Here is an 18,568-nt window from a genome sequence, read left to right on the forward strand (position 1 = left end):
GCTCCCACAAGGATCCTGCAGGAGCGGGCCTGCCCCGCAATGGCGCCCTCAAGGCGTACGGTTGCGCCGCGTCTCGATGATGTTGGGCAACTGCGAAATGCGCCCCAGCAAGCGCCCCAGGGCGTCCAGGCCCGGGATCTCGATGGTCAGCGACATCAGCGCGGTGTTGTCCTCCTTGTTCGAACGGGTATTCACCGCCAGCACGTTGATGCGCTCGTTGAGCAGCACCTGCGACACGTCACGCAGCAGGCCCGGGCGGTCATACGCACGCACGATGATGTCCACCGGGTAGGTCTGCACCGGCACCGGGCCCCAGCTGACCTGGATGATGCGCTCCGGCTCGCGACCGGCCAGTTGCAGCACCGAGGCGCAGTCCTGGCGGTGAATGGTCACCCCACGGCCCACGGTGATGTAGCCGACGATGGCATCGCCCGGCAGCGGCTGGCAGCACCCGGCCATCTGCGTCAGCAGGTTGCCAACGCCCTGGATCTGGATATCCCCGCGCTTGCCCGGCTTGTAGCCGGTGGCCTTGCGCGGCACCAGCTCGATGTGGTCGATGCGGTCCGGCTCCACCAGTTGCTGCGCGGCGTTGACCAGGTGCGCCAGGCGCAGGTCGCCGGCGCCCAGCGAGGCGAACATGTCTTCGGCAGTCTTGAGGTTGGCCTTTTCGGCCAGGCGCTCGAAGTCCACCTGCGGCAGGCCCAGACGGTTGAGTTCGCGCTCGAGCAGGGTCTTGCCGGCGGCGACGTTCTGGTCGCGGGCCTGCAGCTTGAACCAGTGCACGATCTTGGCCCGCGCCCGCGAGGTGGTGACGTAGCCCAGGTTCGAGTTCAGCCAGTCGCGGCTCGGGTTGCCGTGCTTGCTGGTGATGATCTCCACCTGCTCGCCGGTCTGCAGGCTGTAGTTGAGCGGCACGATGCGCCCGTTGATCTTGGCGCCCCGGCAGTTGTGGCCGATCTCGGTGTGCACGCGGTAGGCGAAGTCCAGCGGCGTGGCGCCCTTGGGCAGGTCGATGGCGTGGCCGTCGGGGGTGAACACGTACACCCGGTCCGGCTCGATATCCACGCGCAGCTGTTCGGCCAGGCCACCGATGTCCCCCAGTTCCTCGTGCCATTCCAGCACCTGGCGCAGCCACGAGATCTTCTCCTCGTAGTGGTTGGAGCTGGGCTTGACGTCGGTGCCCTTGTAGCGCCAGTGCGCGCAAACGCCCAGTTCGGCCTCCTCGTGCATGGCATGGGTGCGGATCTGCACCTCCAGCACCTTGCCTTCGGGGCCGATCACCGCGGTGTGCAGCGAGCGGTAGCCGTTCTCCTTGGGGTTGGCGATGTAGTCGTCGAACTCCTTGGGGATGTGCCGCCACAGGGTATGCACGATGCCCAGCGCGGTGTAGCAGTCGCGCATCTCGGGCACCAGCACGCGCACGGCGCGCACGTCGTAGATCTGGCTGAACTCCAGGCCCTTGCGCTGCATCTTGCGCCAGATCGAATAGATATGTTTGGCCCGGCCGCTGATGTCGGCCTTGACGCCCGTGGCCAGCAGCTCGTTCTGCAGCTGGTTCATCACGTCGCTGATGAAGCGCTCGCGGTCGAGCCGGCGCTCGTGCAGCAGCTTGGCGATCTGTTTGTACTGGTCGGGTTCAAGGTAGCGGAACGAGAGGTCTTCGAGCTCCCACTTGATGTGGCCGATGCCCAGGCGGTGGGCCAGCGGCGCGTAGATGTCGAACACCTCGCGGGCCACGCGGTTGCGCTTCTCGTCGTCGGCGCCCTTCACCGCACGAATGGCGCAGGTTCGTTCGGCCAGCTTGATCAGCGCCACGCGCACGTCGTCGACCATCGCCACGAGCATCTTGCGCAGGTTCTCGACCTGCGCCTGCGAGCCCAGCACCAGCGAATGGCGCGGGCTGAGGCTGGCACTGATGGCCGCCATGCGCAGCACGCCGTCGATCAGCTTGGACACCACCGGGCCGAAACGCTGGCCCACCTCGGCCAGGGTCACCTTGCCTTCACGCACCGCACGGTAGATGACCGCCGCCACGAGGGAGTCCTGGTCGAGCTTGAGGTCGGCGAGAATCTCGGCGATCTCCAGGCCCGCCTGGAAGCTCGAGGTACCGTCGGCCCAGGAATGCTTGGCCGGGTTACCTTTTTTCTCTATGTCCTGAGCGAACTCGCAGGCCGCCTTGAGGGCTTCCCGGTCCAGCGCCAGGTCGACGCTGACCACATGATCCAGCCATGCTTCGAGATTGATACTGCCGTCGGTGTTGACCGGCTGGTGCACTCTCACCTGTACCATCTTTGTTTACCTTTCCCTACAGCGCATGCTCATGCGCTTGAAAACACGGGTGTCGCCCCTGCCAGATCGAAGGGGCTACACCGGGCGGGCCAGCGTCGCTAACCCACCTCGAATAACGCCATGGCCTCGACATGCGCAGTCTGCGGAAACATGTCGAGGATCCCGGCACATTTTAACCGGTACCCCTGCTTGACCAGCTCGACGGTGTCGCGGGCCAGCGTCGCCGGGTTGCACGACACGTAGACCAGACGTCGGGCGCCAAGTGCGGCGATGTTGCGCACCACCTCGAAGGCACCGTCGCGCGGTGGGTCCAAGAGTACCGCACAAAAGCCTCCTGCCGCCCAGCCTGAAGTCGCCAGAGGCTGGGATAAATCGGCCTGAAAAAACTGCGTGTTATGCAGTTTGTTGCGTTGGGCATTGGCCGCAGCCCGATCGACCATGGCCTGCACCCCTTCCACCGCCACCACTTCGCGGGCCTGCCGGGCCAGCGGCAGGGCGAAGTTGCCAAGGCCGCAGAACAGGTCCAGCACACGCTCGTCGGCCTGTGGCGCAAGCCATGCCAGGGCCTGCTCGATCATCGCGGTGTTGACCTGGGCATTGACCTGCACGAAGTCACCTGGCCTGTAGGCCAATTCCAGGTTCCACGGTTCCAGGGTAAACCCTAGCGTGTCCGCTGGATTGGCCGGGGCCGGTTGCCCCTCACCTTGTAACCAGAGTTGTACACCCGCCTCGCTGCAGAACGCCTGCAAACGTGCCAGGTCGGCCTCGACCAGTGGCGCGGTATGGCGCAGCAGCAGTGCCAGGGCGGTGCCGCTGAACAGCTCCACGTGCCCCACCACCTGTGGCTTGCTCAGGCTCTGCAACAGCAGCGGCAGGTGACGCAGTATCGACTGCAAGGGTTGTACCAGCACCGGGCAGTCGTCGATGGCGACGATGTCCTGGCTGGCTTCGGCGCGAAAGCCCACGTCGAGCTTCCGGGCCTTGGCGTCCCAGCGCACCGCCACGCGGGCGCGCCGGCGGTAACCGAATTCGGGGCCGGACAACGGCGCGGCCCACTGCTCGGGCACCACGCCGGCCACCCGCTGCAACTGCTCGGCCAGCAGGCGCTGCTTGAGTTCGAGCTGAGCGGCATGGGGCAGGTGCTGCAGGTTGCAGCCGCCACAGCGATCGAAGTGCTTGCACGGCGCCGGGCGCCGCGCCTCGCTGGGGCTGAACACACGCTCCAGGCGTGCCTCGACCACCTTGCCGTGGGCATTGAGTACCCGTGCCTCGACCTCTTCACCGGCCAGGGCGCCGCTGACGAACCAGGTGCGCCCTTCGAAGAAGGCGATGCCGCGGCCGTCACCGGCCAGGCGCTCGATGCTCAAGCGCTGTTTCTTGCCCGTTGGCACCTGGGGCGCACGGGTACCACCGGTCGGCTGGAAGCGCAGACCGCCATTGCGTTTGGCCTTGGACATCAGTTGGCCGCGTCGAAGATGCCGGTCGACAGGTAACGGTCGCCACGGTCACAGATGATCGCAACCATTACCGCGTTTTCCAGCTCGCGCGACAGGCGCAGCATGGCCGCCACCGCACCACCGGAGGACACGCCACAGAAAATGCCCTCTTCGCGGGCCAGCCGGCGGGTGGTTTCCTCGGCTTCGCTCTGGGCCATGTCGACCACACGGTCGACGCGGCTGGCGTCGAAGATCTTCGGCAGGTACTCGTGGGGCCAGCGGCGGATCCCGGGGATCGCCGAGCCTTCCATCGGTTGCAGGCCGACGATCTGCACGTTGGGGTTCTGCTCCTTGAGGTAGCGCGAGCAGCCCATGATGGTGCCCGTGGTGCCCATGGAGCTGACGAAATGGGTGATGCTGCCGCCGGTCTGCTGCCAGATTTCCGGGCCGGTGCTGACGTAGTGGGCTTCGGGGTTGTCACCGTTGCCGAACTGGTCGAGCACCTGGCCACGGCCTTCGGCCTGCAGGCGTTCGGCGAGATCGCGGGCGCCCTCCATGCCTTCTTCCTTGCTGACCAGGATCAGCTCGGCGCCGTAGGCGGTCATGGCGGCCTTGCGTTCGGCGCTGGAGTTGTCGGGCATGATCAGGATCATCTTGTAGCCCTTGATCGCCGCTGCCATCGCCAGGGCGATACCGGTGTTGCCGGAGGTCGCCTCGATCAGCGTGGCGCCTGGCTTGATCTGCCCGCGCAGTTCGGCACGGGTGATCATCGACAACGCCGGCCGGTCCTTGACCGAGCCTGCCGGATTGTTGCCTTCGAGCTTGAGCAGGAGGGTATTGCTGGTCTCGCCGGCCATGCGCTGCAGGCGAACCAGGGGCGTGTTGCCGACGCAATCGGCGATGGTAGGGTACTGCAAGGTCATGGCGTATTTCGCAATCCAGACTGCGGGGGCGCCTATCATACCGGCAAACGGCTTTGGCCCATATCACGCAATGGTTGAGGGTTATAGCCGAGGGATATAAGCAGCCCGCGCGCAGCAACTTGAAACGGTGGTGGTGCATTCGCCGGCAAGGCCGGCGCCTAAAGCCGCAGCGGTGCTAGATCACCGCCGGCAGCTGCATGTTCACCCGCAAGCCCTTGGCGTTGTTCTGCGCCCACAGCTGCCCGCTCTGACGCTGCAGGGCATTGCGCGCAATGCTCAGGCCCAGGCCGAAGCCGCCGTTCCCCGGCCGCGAGTCGTCCAGGCGGGTGAACGGCGCGAAGATGTGTTCCAGCTGCGCCTCGTCCACGCCTCCGCCTTCGTCCTCCAGCCACAGCAGCCACTGGCCCCCCTGGCGGCTTCCCGCCAGGCGTATCACCCCGCCCGGCGGCGAGTGGCGAATGGCATTGCGCAGAATGTTCTCCAACGCCTGGGCCAGGCTGTTGAGGTTGCCCTGCACCCAGCAGTCGGCCCCCAGCGTGCACACCAGTTGCTCCCGCGGCCAGCCACTTTCGAAGCAGGCATCCTCCGCCAGCATCTCCCACAACGCCTGCACCTGGATCGGTTCGCTGACCAACTGCGTGCGCTCGGCGTCCAGCCAGGCCAGTTGCAGGGCGTCTTCCACCAGGCGCTGCATGTTGTCCACTTCCCGGCCGAGGCGTTCGCGCAGCGCCTCCAGGTCGGTCTCGCCCTCGCTGGCCACCCGCAGGCGGCTCAGCGGCGTGCGCATTTCATGGGACAGGTCGCGCAGCAACTGCTGCTGCAGGGCCACCGTGCCCTGCAGGCGCTCGGCCATGTCGTCGAAGGCGCGCCCCAGCTCGCCGAACTCGTCCTTGCGGCTGGTGGTGTCGCTGGCCACCCGCGCGGTGAGCCGGTCGGCGCGCCAGGCATTGGCCTGCTCGCGCAACTGGCTCAGCGGGCGAATCAGCATGCGATACAGGCCCACGCAGAACACCAGGGTCAGCAAGCCGGGGATCAGGCCGTTGGTGACCATGCGCCAGAACAGCATGTTCAGGCGCCCCGGCATCAGCCGCTGCGGCAGTTCGATCACCAGGCTGCCCAGGCTGGAGTCGTCCGGGAACGGCACGAGCATCCATGGCGAGCGCGCCGAATGCCGGCTTACCGGCCAGTCGGTGCCGCGCAGAAACGTCAGGCGCTGGCTCTGGGCGTCGGTCAGCGGCACGCTGCCCAGCGATTGCAGGTCGCTGCCGATCACGCCCACGAAACCGCGCTCGCGCTCGTGCATCTGCGTCAGCCACGCATCCACGCCGGCCTGCCCGCCGCGGCGCACGGCGTTTTCGGCCTCGCGGGCGTAGTCTTCGAGGGTGGCGCGCGCCTTGGGCGACAGGTAGGCGTTGCGGATCTCCATGTGCCGGCCCCACTGCCAGCTCAGGGCAATCATCAGCAGGCAGAACACCACCAGCAGCAAGGCCAGCTTCCAGAACAGGGAATGACGGCTGAGCACCTACAGGTCCTCGCTGGCGCTGAGCACATAGCCCTTGCCCCACACCGTGCGCACCTGGCGCTCCAGGTAACCGATGGCCTTGAGCTTGCGGCGGATCTGGCTCACGTGCATGTCCAGGCTGCGGTCATGCCGGGCATAGCCGCGCTGCAATACGTGCTGATAAAGGAATACCTTGCTCAACACCTCTTCATGGCTGCGGTGCAGGGTGTCGAGCAGGCGGTACTCGCTTAAGGTCAGGCCGGCCCGCTGCTGCCCGTGGAGCACATCGCAGGCCAGTTCATCGAACACCAGTTCGCCCGCGGGCGTGCCCTCCCCCGGCTGGTGCCGGCGCTCCAGCGCCACCCGCCGCAGGATCGCCTCGATGCGCACGCGCAGCTCGACCATGCTGAACGGTTTGGGCAGGTAGTCGTCGGCGCCGCGCTGGAAGCCGGTGATGCGATCGCCTTCGGCGCCCAGCGCCGACATCAGGATCACCGGTATCGAGCTCTTCTCGCGCAGCCGCGCCAGGGCATCCAGCCCGTTCAGGCCGGGCAGCAGGATATCCATCAGCACCACATCGAAGCTGCGCTGGCGAGCCATCTGCAGCCCTTCGCGGCCATCGCGGCACCAGGTCACCAGAAACCCGCTGCGCTCAAGCTGCTCGTGCAGGTGGGCACCCAGGACCGGATCGTCCTCGATGGCAAGTATGTTTGAGGCGTTAATGGCGACGGGATTCATTGGCGGGTGCTAGCAATTCTCAATCGCTCGATTATTGAGCATTCCCCCCATGCAAGCAACACGCGCCGACAAAAGCACCTGCGCCTCCTACAATCGACAAAAACAGATACAAATGAGTGCATTAGATACACAGTCGCGGTAATTTTCAGAGTTGGGTCGTCGGAACATGCCGACGAAGGTCCTACAGCGCTAACCGAGCACAGGAGAGTGGGCGTGCTGAATCGATTGGGAATCAGAAGCCGCGTACTGCTGCTCGCCCTGCTCCCGGCCAGCATGATGGCGCTGGTGCTGGGTGGTTACTTCACCTGGTTGCAGCAAAGCGAACTGCAGGCCCAGCTGCTGCAACGCGGTCGCATGATCGCCGAGCAACTGGCGCCCCTGGTGGCCCCGGTGCTGGCCCGCAACGATTCGGCGCAGCTCGAGCGCATCGCCGCCGAGGCGCTGGAGCAGGCCGACGTGCGCGCCGTGTCGTTTCTGCACCCCGACCGCAGCCACCTGGCCCACGCCGGCCCGAGCATGCTCAACCAGCAGCCCAGCGGTGGCGGCACCCAGTTGCTGCAACGCAGCGGCAACGATGCCACGCGCTACCTGTTGCCGGTGTTCGGCCGCCATCGCGAGCTGGCCGGCGAACGGGTTCCCGGTGAAGCCGACCGCCTGCTGGGCTGGGTCGAGATCGAGCTGTCCCACGATGGCACGCTGCTGCGCGGCTATCGCAGCCTGTTCGCCAGCCTGCTGCTGATTCTGGTGGGCCTGGGCGCGACCGCCCTGCTGGCGCTGCGCATGAGCCGCACCATCAACGGCCCCATCGGGCAGATCAAGTTCGCGGTCAACCAGCTCAAGGACGGCAACCTCGAACAGCGCCTGCCGAGCCTGGGCAGCCATGAGCTGGATGAACTGGCCAATGGCATCAACCGCATGGCCGAAACCCTGCACAACGCCCATGAAGAGCTGCAGCACAGCATCGACCAGGCCACCGAGGACGTGCGCCAGAACCTTGAGACCATCGAGATCCAGAACATCGAGCTGGACATGGCGCGCAAGGAAGCCCTGGAAGCCAGCCGCATCAAGTCCGAATTCCTGGCCAACATGAGCCACGAGATCCGCACGCCGCTCAACGGCATCCTGGGCTTTACCCACCTGCTGCAGAAAAGCGAACTGACCCCGCGCCAGCTCGACTACCTGGGTACCATCGAAAAATCCGCCGACAGCCTGCTGGGAATCATCAACGAGATCCTCGACTTCTCCAAGATCGAGGCAGGCAAGCTGGTGCTCGACAGCATCCCGTTCAACCTGCGCGACCTGATCCAGGACACCCTGACCATCCTCGCCCCGGCGGCCCACGCCAAGCAGCTCGAACTGGTCAGCCTGGTGTACCGCGACACCCCGCTGTCGCTGGTGGGCGACCCGCTGCGGCTCAAGCAGATCCTCACCAACCTGGTGAGCAACGCGATCAAGTTCACCCGCGAAGGCACCATCGTTGCCCGCGCCATGCTCGATGACGAAACCGAAGACAGCGTGCAGTTGCGCATCTGCGTGCAGGACACCGGCATCGGCCTGTCCAGCCAGGATGTGCGTGCCCTGTTCCAGGCCTTCAGTCAGGCCGACAACTCGCTGTCGCGCCAGCCCGGCGGCACCGGCCTGGGGCTGGTGATCTCCAAGCGCCTGATCGAACAGATGGGCGGCGAGATCGGCGTCGACAGTACCCCGGGCGAGGGTTCGCAGTTCTGGATCAGCCTCAACCTGCCCAAGGCCCGCGACGACGCCGAGGACCTGCCACCCCAGGCGCTGCAAGGCCGGCGCATGGCAATCGTGGACGACCACGAACTGGCCCGCCAGGCATTGGCGCACCAGATGCAGGACTGCGGCCTGGACGTGACCACCTTCACCACCAGCGAGCAGCTGCTCAAGGGCATCGAGGCCGCCTTCCTTGCCGGCCAGCCGTTCGAGCTGGCGATCATGGGGGTCAACCTGCAATCGCTGGCGCCCGAGCGCCTGGGCCAGTACATCCAGCGCCTGGAGCACTTTGCCTGTCAGGCCCTGGTGCTGTGCCCCACCACCGAACAGGCGCTGTACCACCCGCACCTGCCCAATGCCCACGGCCAGCTGCACGCCAAGCCTGCGTGTACGCGCAAGGTGCGCCGGGCCCTGCTCGAGCTGGTGCAGCCCAGGCGTACCAGCGGCGAATACAAGGTGCCCAGCGGCCAGCGCCAACCCCGCGTGCTGTGCGTGGACGACAACCCGGCCAACCTGCTGCTGGTGCAGACCCTGCTCGAAGACCTCGGCGCCGATGTGCTGGCGGTGGACAGCGGCCATGCGGCGATCAGCGCAGTGCAGGACGAGCACTTCGACCTGGTGCTGATGGACGTACAGATGCCGGTGATGGACGGGCGCGAATGCACCGAACAGATCCGCCAGTGGGAGGCCACGCGCAGCGCCCCGGCCTTGCCGATCGTGGCCTTGACCGCGCATGCCATGGCCAACGAGAAGCGCGCCCTGCTGCACAGCGGCATGGACGACTACCTGACCAAGCCGATCAGTGAGCGCCAGCTGGCCCAGGTGGTGCTGAAGTGGACCGGCCTGCAACTGGGCAGCCCGACCAACGAGCGCGGCGCCGAACTGCCGGTCGACGGCAACGACCTGAAGGTGCTGGACCCTGAGGAAGGCCTGCGCCTGGCGGCAGGCAAGCCCGACCTGGCCGCCGACATGCTGGCCATGCTGCTGGCTTCGCTGGATGCCGACCGCGACGCGATCCGCTGCGCCCGCGAGGCCGACGACCGCCACGCCACCATCGAGCGCGTGCACCGCCTCAATGGCGCCACGCGCTATTGCGGCGTACCGCAGCTGCGCGCCGCCTGCCAGCGCAGCGAAACCCTGCTCAAGCAGGACGACCCCGAGGCCCAGCGTGCCCTCGACGAACTGGACCAGGCCATCAACCGCCTGACGACCGTGGCCCGCCAGAGCGCCTGATCTCTGGCAAGGCCCGGGCCTTGCCGGTTGGTTACACTGACGGCATCCGACCCTTGGGAACCATGCCATGCAAGCCTTGCTTTTCAGCAGCCAACACTATGACCAGGACAGCTTCAGCAGCGCGCCAGGGGCCACGCAACTGGCGCTGCACTTTCAAGGCGCGCGCCTGACCGAAGACACCGCGGCACTGGCCGAAGGCTACGAGGTGGTGTGCGCGTTCATCAACGACGACCTCTCGGCGCCGGTGCTGACCCGCCTCAAGGCCGGCGGCACGCGCCTGATCGCGCTGCGCTCGGCCGGCTACAACCATGTCGACCTGGCCGCCGCCAAGCGCCTTGGGCTGACGGTGGTGCGGGTGCCGGCCTACTCGCCGCATGCGGTGGCCGAACACGCCGTGGCCCTGATTCTTGCCCTCAATCGCCGCCTGCACCGTGCCTACAACCGCACCCGCGAGGGCGATTTCAGCCTGCACGGGCTGACCGGCTTCGATCTGCACGGCAAGACCGTCGGCGTGGTCGGCACCGGCCAGATCGGCCTGGCGTTTGCGCGGATCATGGCAGGCTTCGGCTGCCAGCTGCTGGCGTACGACCCCTACCCCAACCCCGAGGTGGAGGCGCTGGGTGCACGTTACCTGGACCTGCCGGAGCTGCTGCGCGAATCGCGCATCATCAGCCTGCACTGCCCGCTCACGCCGCAGACCAGGCACCTGATCAACCCACAGAGCCTGGCCAGCCTGCAGCCGGGCGCCATGCTGATCAATACCGGGCGCGGCGCGCTGGTCGACACACCGGCGCTGATCGACGCGCTCAAGAGCGGCCAGCTCGGCTACCTGGGGCTGGACGTGTACGAGGAAGAGGCGCAGATCTTTTTCGAGGACCGCTCCGACCTGCCGTTGCAGGACGACGTGCTGGCGCGGCTGCTGACCTTCCCCAACGTGATCGTGACCGCGCACCAGGCCTTCCTGACCCGCGAGGCACTGGCGGCGATCGCCGCCACCACGCTGGAGAACATTGCCCGCTGGGCGGCAGGCAATCCGCAGAATCTGGTCGAGGGATGATGCTAGGATACGCGCCATATTTGGAGGACCCATGGTCGAACACGATTTCCGCTACACCCTGTTCAATCCGCAACACACCCTGATCGAATGCCGCTCGCTGGTACCCGGTCGCTATCAGGTCACCGGCAACGGTGGCTCGATCCAGAAAGGCGACGTACTGCTGGTGACCCTCAAGGGCAGCAAGACCCTGTCGATGCGCCTGACGGTCGAGACCGTGCGCCACCTGATCAACCCCACCGGCCAGTGGGTGGCGGTAGCGGCGGGCCCGGTGTTCGGCGAGCTGGCGATTCATGCATGGCAGGTCAACTGCGATGGCTGCCAGGCCACCCTGGACTTCGAATTCGCCGTGGATGCCAAGCTGGGCACCAAGGCGCAGAAGCCGGCGGCCGTGGCGCGCATCGCCGAATTGGGTTGGTGCACACAGGACGACAAGCACCTGTGCCCGAAATGCCAGGAGGCTGCAAAGTGAAACCCGTGATGGTCTGTGCAGCGGTGGTCGCGACCCTGGCCGGTTGCGCAGCCGAGCCGATGAAGCTGCAACAGGAGCAGAGCTACGTGCTGGAGTGGATTGGCGAACGTCCGCTGATCGACTACAGCCACCTGACCCTGACGCTGGCCGAGGATGGCCGGGCGTATGGCAATGCCGGCTGCAACCACTGGTTTGCGCCGTATACGCTGGACGGCGAGAAACTCAGCTTTGGCCCGGTGGGCAGCACGCGCAAGCAGTGCGCGCCGGCGCTGATGGAGCAGGAAAAGCGCTTTCTGAAGGCGCTGGAGACCGTGCAGCGCTGGGACATTTCGCCGATCGAGCAGGTGCGCTTCTGGCCCGAACAGGGCAAGCCGCTGCGCTTCTGGCCTGAGGAAGGCTGACAGCCCGCATCGCCTGCATCGCGGGCCAGGCCCGCCCCACAACGCTGTGGGAGCGGGCTTGACCCGCGATCGGCGCACCGCCGATCAGGCGCCCTTTAGCACCTTGATCTTCTCGGCCAGCCCCTCGGCCGTCTGCTCGCCCATCAACTGCTCACGCACCTTGCCCTTGTCGTCGATGATGTAGGTCACCGGCAGTGCCTCGCTGCGCGGCAGGTCGTAGCGCTCGGCCGGGTCGTCGGCCAGCACGGTGAAGTCGATGCCCAGCGCCTGGCTGGCCTTTTTCAGCTCATCGCCGCGCAAGCCGTCGAAATTCACCCCCAGTACGGTGATCCCCTGCGCCTGCCAGTCCTTGGCGGCTGCGTTCAGTTCGGGGATCTCGGTGCGGCACGGCCCGCACCATTCGGCCCAGTAGTTGAGCACCACCCAGCGCCCTTCGATCTGCTCGGCTTTCACCGCATTGCCGTTCTGGTCGAGGCCGTAGTCCACACCGCATCCGCCGAGCAACAGGCTCGCGGTGATGGCCAGGGCTGCTGCCAATCGCCTTGTCATGGGTCAATCCTTCTTCAAGATTCAGGCAAAATGCCAATTCGCTGCGGTTAGAATAGCCGCCACCCCCTGCCGGATGCGACCCCGAACATGACCGAACTGACCCTGTATCACAACCCGCGCTGCTCCAAGTCCCGTGGCGCGCTGGAATTGCTCGAAGCCCGTGGCCTGACCCCGGAGGTGGTGCGCTACCTGGAAACCCCACCCGACGCCGCCACCCTCAAGGCCCTGCTCGGCAAGCTGGGCATCGGCGCACGCCAGCTGCTGCGCAGTGGCGAAGACGAATACAAGACCCTGGGCCTGGCCGACCCGGCCCTGAGCGACGACCAGTTGATCGACGCCATGGCCCGGCACCCCAAGCTGATCGAACGCCCGATCCTGGTGGCGGGCAACAAGGCCGTGATTGGCCGGCCGCCCGAGAAGGTGCTGGAGATTCTGCCGTGAGCGCGCCCTATATCCTGATCCTGTTCTACAGCCGCCACGGCTCCACCAGCGAAATGGCCCGGCAGATTGCCCGTGGCGTCGAACTGGGTGGGCTGGAGGCGCGCCTGCGCACGGTGCCGGCGATTTCCACCGAGTGTGAAGCGGTGGCCCCCGACATCCCCGAGAACGGCGCGCTGTATGCCACCCTCGACGACCTGCGCCATTGCTCGGGCCTGGCCCTGGGCAGCCCGACGCGCTTCGGCAACATGGCCGCGCCGCTCAAGTATTTCATCGACGGCACCAGCAGCCTGTGGCTGAGTGGCGGGCTGGTGGGCAAGCCAGCGGCGGCGTTCACCTCCACGGCCAGCCTGCATGGCGGCCAGGAGTCGACCCTGCTGTCGATGCTGCTGCCGCTGATGCACCACGGCATGCTGATCATGGGGCTGCCCTACAGCGAATCGGCGTTGCTCGACACCCGGGGCGGCGGCACGCCGTATGGCGCCAGCCACCATGCCGGGGCCGATGGCAAGCGCGACCTGGACGCCGACGAGATCGCCCTGTGCCGTGCCCTGGGCCAGCGCCTGGCGAGCACTGCCAAACTGCTGGAGAACGGCCGTGGCTAAGAAGCCCAAGGTGCTGCCGCCGCTGGAGTGGCTGGAGCCACGTGTGCGCGCTACCCGGGTGCTGAGCCTGGTGGCGTTTTTCAGCCTGATGGCGTTGCTGACGGTGAACAACCTGTGGTTCGCCAACCTGCACGGCGCGCGCGTGGGGGTGATCCTGGCCATCGAGCTGGTGCCGTTGCTGCTGGTGCTACCGGGCATGCTGATGGGCAGTGCACGGGCCCATGCGTGGACGTGCTTCGTGGTGAACCTGTACTTCATCAAGGGCGTGCTGGCCGCGTTCGACCCGGCGCGGGCGCTGCTGGGGTGGCTGGAAGTGGGGATCAGCCTGGTGCTGTTCGTGAGTGCGCTGCTGTTTGTGCGCTGGCGCTTTCAGTATGAGCGGCGGGTGGCAATGTAGGAGCCGGCATTGCCGGCGAAGGGCTGCAACGCAGCCCTGTAGCATCAGACTGAATCGCGTTGCGGCCTTCGCTGGCAAGGCCAGCTCCTACAGGCGACAGCGACACCGTCGTTCTCAATGGTTGACGGTATACGCCAGCATCATCGACAACTGGCACATCGGCCGCCCGCTCTGGGCATGCCACTGGTTGAACGCCTGCTGCACGGTGGCCAGGTCGCGCTGGCTGGTCGGCTGCCGGTCGATCACATCCTGCGCCACCAGCGCCGCCACCACGTCATTGCTCGGCACGAAGGTGTCCTTGCCGACCATGCGCAGAAAACGCGGCGCCGACAGCCCGCCCATCTGGTTGCCCTGCTTGGCCAGGTACTTCCACAGGCCGACGATGTCGGTCACCGGCCAGTCGGCGATCAACGCACCGAAACTGCCCTTCTCACTGGCCACGTCGAGCATGAACTGCGCATTGCGCGGCACGCTCTTGAGCTTGCCCAGGTGGCGGATGATGCGGGTGTCCTGCATCAGCCGCTCCAGGTGCTCGGCGCCCATCAGCACCACCTTCTCTGGGTCGAAGCCGAAGAACACCTGCTCGAACGCCGGCCACTTGGCATCCACCAGGCTGTGCTTGAGCCCGGCGCGAAACACCCGCAGGGCCATGGTCGAGAGGTAGCGGTCGTCGCTGATCTGGCGCAGCTGCGCCGGGCTCAAAGGCTCGGGCAGGTGCGCCTCGAGCGCCGCCGCCGAACCGAAGCGGTTCAGGCAGAATTCATGCAGCCACTGATAATCGCGCATGCCGGTCAGAGGTTCAGCACATCGACAAACCGCGGGGTGGCGGTTTCATCGATGCGCAGGTTGGTGAAGTCGAACAGGTTGCGGTCCGCCAGCTGCGACGGCACCACGTTCTGCAGGCCGCGGAAGATGCTCTCGGTGCGTCCCGGGGTCTTGCGCTCCCACTCCACCAGCATGTCCTTGACCACCTGGCGCTGCAGGTTTTCCTGCGAGCCGCACAGGTTGCACGGGATGATCGGGAATTGCTTCATGTCCGAGTAGGCCTGGATGTCCTTCTCGGCGCAGTAGGCCAGCGGACGGATCACCACGTTGCGACCGTCGTCGGCGCGCAGCTTGGGCGGCATGGCCTTGAGCGTGCCGTTGAAGAACATGTTGAGAAAGAAGGTCTCGACGATATCGTCGCGGTGATGCCCCAGGGCCATCTTGGTCGCACCGATCTCGTCGGCGAAGGTGTACAGCGTGCCGCGACGCAGGCGCGAGCACAGCGAGCAGGTGGTCTTGCCTTCCGGGATCAGTTCCTTGACCACCGAATAGGTGTCTTTCTCGACGATGTGGTACTCGATGCCCAGGGTCGCGAGGTAGGCCGGCAGGATGTGCTCGGGGAAGCCTGGCTGCTTCTGGTCCATGTTGACCGCGACGATGTCGAACTTGATCGGCGCCACTTTCTGCAGGTGCAGCAGAACATCGAGCATGGTGTAGCTGTCTTTGCCGCCCGACAGGCAGACCATGACCTTGTCGCCCTCTTCGATCATGTTGAAGTCGGCGACGGCTTCGCCGGCAAGGCGACGCAGGCGTTTTTGCAGTTTGTTCTGGTTGACCGAAAGGGTGCCCATGGCGATTGAATCCGCAAGGTGTGACAAAAGCGGCACATTTTACGCACAAACCTGACGCTCGCGTAGCCCATCCGATAAAGACTGCAAGGAAATGAAGCGCCGCGCTTACAGCGCAATTTGCTCTAAAAAAGCGGATTTGTGCAGCGAACCCCTTCCTATACTGCGTCATAAGGCCACAGCAAGCGTGACCTGATCCCGTCAGGCCCAGCCACTGGGCCGCGCAAGCGCTCCGCTGGGGGGCGATGGCAACAACGAGGGAGTGACTGGCATGATCCATCACGTTCTGGGGCTGTTCACCCATCCTGACCAGGAATGGAAAGAAATCCGTGGCGAAGACGAAACCATCAGCCACATGTACCTGACCCACACCTTGATACTGGCGGCGATACCCGCCGTTTCCGCGTTCATCGGCACCACCCAGGTGGGCTGGGTGATCGGCAACCGCGCACCGGTCATGCTCACCGTCGACAGCGCGATCTGGATGACCGTGATGTCCTACCTGGCCATGCTGGGCGGCGTCGCGGTGATGGGCGCCTTCATCCACTGGATGGCGCGCACCTACGACGCCACCCCGAGCATGGCCCAATGCATCGCGTTCGCCACCTACACCGCCACCCCGCTGTTCATCGGCGGCCTGGCGGCGCTGTACCCGCACCTGTGGCTGGGAATGATCGTCGGCACGGCAGCCATCTGCTACACGGTGTACCTGCTGTACGTGGGCCTGCCGACCTTCATGAACATCCCGTCCGACGAGGGCTTTCTGTTCTCGAGTTCGGTGCTGGCGGTGGGGCTGGTGGTGCTGGTTGCCATCATGGCCTTCACCGTGATCGTCTGGGGACTGGGCGTGGGGCCCGTCTATACCAGCTAGACAATACGCCAACCTAGGGGCTGTACCCATCAGGCCGCCGCAAGGCGGCTTGATGCTGTGCGGACCAGCGGTCTCGGCAGCGCCGCCCGGGTTGCGGCATAATTGCCGGCCAGGAGTGTCCAACCGATATGCCAGAGCTGCTCAATTCCCGCGTCGAAAGCTGTTACCAGCAAGCCGAAAGTTTTTTCAAGCGCCCCTTCCTGCGTCCCGAGGTGAGCTTCAAGCTGCGCGGGCAGAAGGCCGGTGTCGCGCACCTGCACGAAAACCTGCTGCGCTTCAACCTGCAGCTGTACCGCGAGAACAGTGAAGACTTCCTGCGCCAGACCGTGCCCCACGAAGTCGCGCACCTGGTGGCGCATCAACTGTTCGGCGACCGCATCCAGCCCCATGGCGAGGAGTGGCAGCTGATCATGCGCGGGGTGTACGAGCTGCCACCCAACCGCTGCCACAACTATGCAGTCAAGCGCCGCAGCGTGACCCGCTACATCTACAAGTGCCCATGTGCGGGCAGTGACTTTCCGTTCTCGGCGCAGCGCCACGGGCTGGTGCGCCAGGGGCGGCGGTATCTGTGCCGGCGGTGTCGGCAGACGCTGGTGTTCACCGGCGAGACGCGGGTGGAGTAGACGCCTCGCCGGCAAGCCAGCGCCCTGCAGGAGCCGACCTTGCGGCGAAGACGCCTGCACAGGCGCAAAAAAAAGCCCATCCGAAGATGGGCTTTTTGCGTTTGGCTAACCTCAGCCCTGGCGCACCGCACCTTCGGCGACACCCAGGTCGTCGGTAGGACGGGTGTCGACCAGCGGCGAACCACCCGAAGCCAGCTCGGCTTGCAGCTTGTCTTCGTCCAGCTCGTTGACCCACTTGGCCACCACCACGGTTGCCACCGCGTTGCCGATCAGGTTGGTCAGGGCGCGGGCTTCGGACATGAAGCGGTCGATACCCAGGATCAGCGCCAGGCCGGCAACCGGCAGGTGGCCAACCGCCGACAGGGTCGCGGCCAGCACGATGAAGCCGCTGCCGGTAACGCCTGCAGCACCCTTGGAGGCCACCAGCAGCACCAGCAGCAGGGTGATCTGGTGGGTGATGTCCATGGTGGTGTCGGTGGCCTGGGCGATGAACACCGCAGCCATGGTCAGGTAGATCGAGGTGCCGTCCAGGTTGAACGAGTAGCCGGTCGGGATCACCAGGCCAACCACCGATTTCTTCGCGCCCAGACGCTCCATCTTGGCCAGCATGCGCGGCAGGGCCGACTCGGACGACGAGGTGCCGAGCACGATCATCAGCTCTTCACGGATGTAGCGGATCAGCTTGAGTACGCTGAAACCGTGGGCACGGGCGATACCGCCCAGAATCACCAGGATGAACAGCAGGCAGGTGATGTAGAAGCAGGCCATCAGGTAGCCCAGCTGCACCAGCGAACCCACGCCGTACTGGCCGATGGTGAAGGCCATGGCACCGAAGGCACCGATCGGGGCCAGCTTCATGATCATGTTGATGATGTTGAACATGACGTGGGCGAAGCGGTCGATCAGGTCCAGCAGCGGCTTGCCGTAGGCACCCAGGCGGTGCAGGGCGAAACCGAAGATCACCGAGAACATCAGCACCTGCAGGATGTCGCCGTTGGCGAAGGCACCGACCACGGTGTTGGGGATGATGTTGAGCAGGAAGCCGACGGTGGTCTGCTGCGCACCGGCGGCGGCATAGGCAGCCACGCTGCTGGCGTTGAGGGTGGTCACGTCGATGTGCATGCCGGCACCCGGCTTGACCACGTTGACCACGACCAGGCCGATGATCAGCGCGATGGTCGAGACGATTTCGAAGTAGAGCAGCGCGTAGCCGCCGGTCTTGCCGACCGATTTCATGCTCTGCATGCCGGCGATGCCGCTGACCACGGTGCAGAAGATGATGGGGGCGATGACCATCTTGATCAGTTTGACGAAACCGTCACCCAGCGGCTTGAGCGCCACACCGGTGTCGGGATAGAAGTGACCCAGCAAGATACCGATGGTGATGGCGATGATCACCTGGATATACAGCGATTTGTACAGCGGCTGACGCGTCGTCATGGCTATTTTCCTCAATGTGCCGGCCCATCCTTCCCAGGAGGCGATCGGCACCTAAAGCGCGAACCCTCCTGCATTGGAGGGATTTGTTGTGTCGAGCTGCGTGGCAATGCTCTGCGGAGTCAATAGCAAGGCTGATGCCAGGATGTGCCAAGGCGGTGCAAACACCCTGTTTCAGGGCATTTCGTGCACCGCAAGGCAGCAAGGCAGGACGCGCCAGTTGGCGGATTTCCGCCCGGCACTCAAAGAATAGA

The 18,568-nt window shown here is 65.4% G+C and carries 18 protein-coding genes; 9 read left to right on the forward strand and 9 right to left on the reverse strand.

Annotation, left to right across the window (positions count from 1 at the left end; genetic code table 11):
- Positions 1–48: 48 nt before the first annotated feature.
- The 5 genes from relA to N0B28_RS19810 all read right to left on the reverse strand — a co-directional run bounded on the left by relA (position 49) and on the right by N0B28_RS19810 (position 6,887).
- Positions 49–2,289: a GTP diphosphokinase gene (relA, locus tag N0B28_RS19790; protein WP_054914700.1), complete on the reverse strand. Its 2,241-nt coding sequence runs from the start codon at positions 2,287–2,289 to the stop codon at positions 49–51.
- A 98-nt stretch (positions 2,290–2,387) separates the two neighbouring features.
- Complete coding sequence (rlmD, locus tag N0B28_RS19795; RefSeq protein WP_088514027.1) at positions 2,388–3,746, reverse strand: 23S rRNA (uracil(1939)-C(5))-methyltransferase RlmD; 1,359 nt, start codon at positions 3,744–3,746, stop codon at positions 2,388–2,390.
- A complete protein-coding gene (cysM, locus tag N0B28_RS19800) occupies positions 3,746–4,648 on the reverse strand; it encodes a cysteine synthase CysM (RefSeq protein WP_162484876.1) in 903 nt (300 codons plus the stop codon). Before cysM ends, rlmD begins: the two co-directional genes overlap by 1 nt.
- Positions 4,649–4,823: 175 nt before the next feature.
- On the reverse strand, positions 4,824–6,170 hold the full coding sequence (locus N0B28_RS19805; RefSeq protein ID WP_043862559.1) for a sensor histidine kinase: 1,347 nt from the start codon (positions 6,168–6,170) through the stop codon (positions 4,824–4,826).
- On the reverse strand, positions 6,171–6,887 hold the full coding sequence (locus N0B28_RS19810) for a response regulator transcription factor (RefSeq protein WP_275728246.1): 717 nt from the start codon (positions 6,885–6,887) through the stop codon (positions 6,171–6,173).
- Positions 6,888–7,100: 213 nt separating this feature from the next.
- Here N0B28_RS19810 and N0B28_RS19815 point away from each other — a divergent pair, with 213 nt between their 5' ends.
- The 4 genes from N0B28_RS19815 to N0B28_RS19830 all read left to right on the forward strand — a co-directional run bounded on the left by N0B28_RS19815 (position 7,101) and on the right by N0B28_RS19830 (position 11,781).
- Complete coding sequence (locus tag N0B28_RS19815) at positions 7,101–9,854, forward strand: response regulator (RefSeq protein ID WP_043862561.1); 2,754 nt, start codon at positions 7,101–7,103, stop codon at positions 9,852–9,854.
- Positions 9,855–9,921: 67 nt separating this feature from the next.
- The gene (locus tag N0B28_RS19820; protein WP_236176574.1) at positions 9,922–10,911 is read left to right on the forward strand and encodes a 2-hydroxyacid dehydrogenase; all 990 of its coding nucleotides are present in this window, start codon (positions 9,922–9,924) and stop codon (positions 10,909–10,911) included.
- Positions 10,912–10,942: 31 nt separating this feature from the next.
- Positions 10,943–11,380, forward strand: a complete 438-nt coding sequence (locus N0B28_RS19825; protein WP_275728252.1) for a hypothetical protein — start codon at positions 10,943–10,945, stop codon at positions 11,378–11,380.
- A gap of 8 nt (positions 11,381–11,388) precedes the next feature.
- On the forward strand, positions 11,389–11,781 hold the full coding sequence (locus N0B28_RS19830) for an META domain-containing protein (RefSeq protein WP_078479811.1): 393 nt from the start codon (positions 11,389–11,391) through the stop codon (positions 11,779–11,781).
- Positions 11,782–11,865: 84 nt separating this feature from the next.
- Here N0B28_RS19830 and N0B28_RS19835 read toward each other — a convergent pair whose 3' ends face one another.
- Complete coding sequence (locus N0B28_RS19835; RefSeq protein WP_043862565.1) at positions 11,866–12,330, reverse strand: TlpA disulfide reductase family protein; 465 nt, start codon at positions 12,328–12,330, stop codon at positions 11,866–11,868.
- An 87-nt stretch (positions 12,331–12,417) separates the two neighbouring features.
- On the opposite strand from N0B28_RS19835, the gene arsC reads away from it, so the two are divergent.
- Genes arsC through N0B28_RS19850 form a run of 3 tightly spaced genes read left to right on the forward strand, consistent with a single transcriptional unit; the run spans position 12,418 to position 13,770 of the window.
- Positions 12,418–12,771: an arsenate reductase (glutaredoxin) gene (gene arsC / locus N0B28_RS19840; protein WP_054914702.1), complete on the forward strand. Its 354-nt coding sequence runs from the start codon at positions 12,418–12,420 to the stop codon at positions 12,769–12,771.
- A complete protein-coding gene (gene wrbA, locus N0B28_RS19845) occupies positions 12,768–13,373 on the forward strand; it encodes an NAD(P)H:quinone oxidoreductase (protein ID WP_043862567.1) in 606 nt (201 codons plus the stop codon). Before arsC ends, wrbA begins: the two co-directional genes overlap by 4 nt.
- The gene (locus tag N0B28_RS19850; protein ID WP_058540998.1) at positions 13,366–13,770 is read left to right on the forward strand and encodes a DUF2069 domain-containing protein; all 405 of its coding nucleotides are present in this window, start codon (positions 13,366–13,368) and stop codon (positions 13,768–13,770) included. Before wrbA ends, N0B28_RS19850 begins: the two co-directional genes overlap by 8 nt.
- Positions 13,771–13,884: 114 nt before the next feature.
- On the opposite strand, the gene N0B28_RS19855 is transcribed toward N0B28_RS19850, so the two are convergent.
- Both N0B28_RS19855 and ttcA read right to left on the reverse strand, forming a co-directional pair.
- Positions 13,885–14,556 carry a DNA-3-methyladenine glycosylase I gene (locus N0B28_RS19855; protein ID WP_275728258.1) on the reverse strand — a complete coding sequence of 224 codons (672 nt, stop codon included), beginning with the start codon at positions 14,554–14,556 and terminating at the stop codon, positions 13,885–13,887.
- Positions 14,557–14,561: 5 nt separating this feature from the next.
- Positions 14,562–15,386 (reverse strand): tRNA 2-thiocytidine(32) synthetase TtcA, encoded by an 825-nt coding sequence (ttcA, locus tag N0B28_RS19860; protein ID WP_054914704.1) that lies wholly within the window; start codon positions 15,384–15,386, stop codon positions 14,562–14,564.
- A 268-nt stretch (positions 15,387–15,654) separates the two neighbouring features.
- On the opposite strand from ttcA, the gene N0B28_RS19865 reads away from it, so the two are divergent.
- Both N0B28_RS19865 and N0B28_RS19870 read left to right on the forward strand, forming a co-directional pair.
- Positions 15,655–16,254 carry a Yip1 family protein gene (locus tag N0B28_RS19865; RefSeq protein WP_043862571.1) on the forward strand — a complete coding sequence of 200 codons (600 nt, stop codon included), beginning with the start codon at positions 15,655–15,657 and terminating at the stop codon, positions 16,252–16,254.
- Between the two features lie 128 nt (positions 16,255–16,382).
- Positions 16,383–16,877, forward strand: coding sequence for a SprT family zinc-dependent metalloprotease (locus N0B28_RS19870; protein ID WP_043862572.1), 495 nt, complete (start codon positions 16,383–16,385; stop codon positions 16,875–16,877).
- Positions 16,878–16,988: 111 nt separating this feature from the next.
- On the opposite strand, the gene N0B28_RS19875 is transcribed toward N0B28_RS19870, so the two are convergent.
- A complete protein-coding gene (locus N0B28_RS19875) occupies positions 16,989–18,317 on the reverse strand; it encodes a dicarboxylate/amino acid:cation symporter (RefSeq protein WP_054914705.1) in 1,329 nt (442 codons plus the stop codon).
- Between the last annotated feature and the right edge of the window lie 251 nt (positions 18,318–18,568).

It is taken from the genome of Pseudomonas sp. SD17-1 (assembly GCF_029201585.1).
GTDB lineage: Bacteria > Pseudomonadota > Gammaproteobacteria > Pseudomonadales > Pseudomonadaceae > Aquipseudomonas > Aquipseudomonas palmensis.

Bases quoted from the DNA above. Each gene is read 5' to 3' on its own strand.
- N0B28_RS19835 (WP_043862565.1), bottom strand. From the start codon at position 12,330: ATGACAAGGCGATTGGCAGCAGCCCTGGCCATCACCGCGAGCCTGTTG.
- N0B28_RS19810 (WP_275728246.1), bottom strand. From the start codon at position 6,887: ATGAATCCCGTCGCCATTAACGCCTCAAACATACTTGCCATCGAGGAC.
- N0B28_RS19820 (WP_236176574.1), top strand. From the start codon at position 9,922: ATGCAAGCCTTGCTTTTCAGCAGCCAACACTATGACCAGGACAGCTTC.
- N0B28_RS19830 (WP_078479811.1), top strand. From the start codon at position 11,389: ATGGTCTGTGCAGCGGTGGTCGCGACCCTGGCCGGTTGCGCAGCCGAG.
- N0B28_RS19855 (WP_275728258.1), bottom strand. From the start codon at position 14,556: ATGCGCGATTATCAGTGGCTGCATGAATTCTGCCTGAACCGCTTCGGT.
- rlmD (WP_088514027.1), bottom strand. From the start codon at position 3,746: ATGTCCAAGGCCAAACGCAATGGCGGTCTGCGCTTCCAGCCGACCGGT.
- N0B28_RS19825 (WP_275728252.1), top strand. From the start codon at position 10,943: ATGGTCGAACACGATTTCCGCTACACCCTGTTCAATCCGCAACACACC.
- N0B28_RS19870 (WP_043862572.1), top strand. From the start codon at position 16,383: ATGCCAGAGCTGCTCAATTCCCGCGTCGAAAGCTGTTACCAGCAAGCC.
- N0B28_RS19865 (WP_043862571.1), top strand. From the start codon at position 15,655: ATGATCCATCACGTTCTGGGGCTGTTCACCCATCCTGACCAGGAATGG.
- arsC (WP_054914702.1), top strand. From the start codon at position 12,418: ATGACCGAACTGACCCTGTATCACAACCCGCGCTGCTCCAAGTCCCGT.
- cysM (WP_162484876.1), bottom strand. From the start codon at position 4,648: ATGACCTTGCAGTACCCTACCATCGCCGATTGCGTCGGCAACACGCCC.
- ttcA (WP_054914704.1), bottom strand. From the start codon at position 15,386: ATGGGCACCCTTTCGGTCAACCAGAACAAACTGCAAAAACGCCTGCGT.
- relA (WP_054914700.1), bottom strand. From the start codon at position 2,289: ATGGTACAGGTGAGAGTGCACCAGCCGGTCAACACCGACGGCAGTATC.
- N0B28_RS19875 (WP_054914705.1), bottom strand. From the start codon at position 18,317: ATGACGACGCGTCAGCCGCTGTACAAATCGCTGTATATCCAGGTGATC.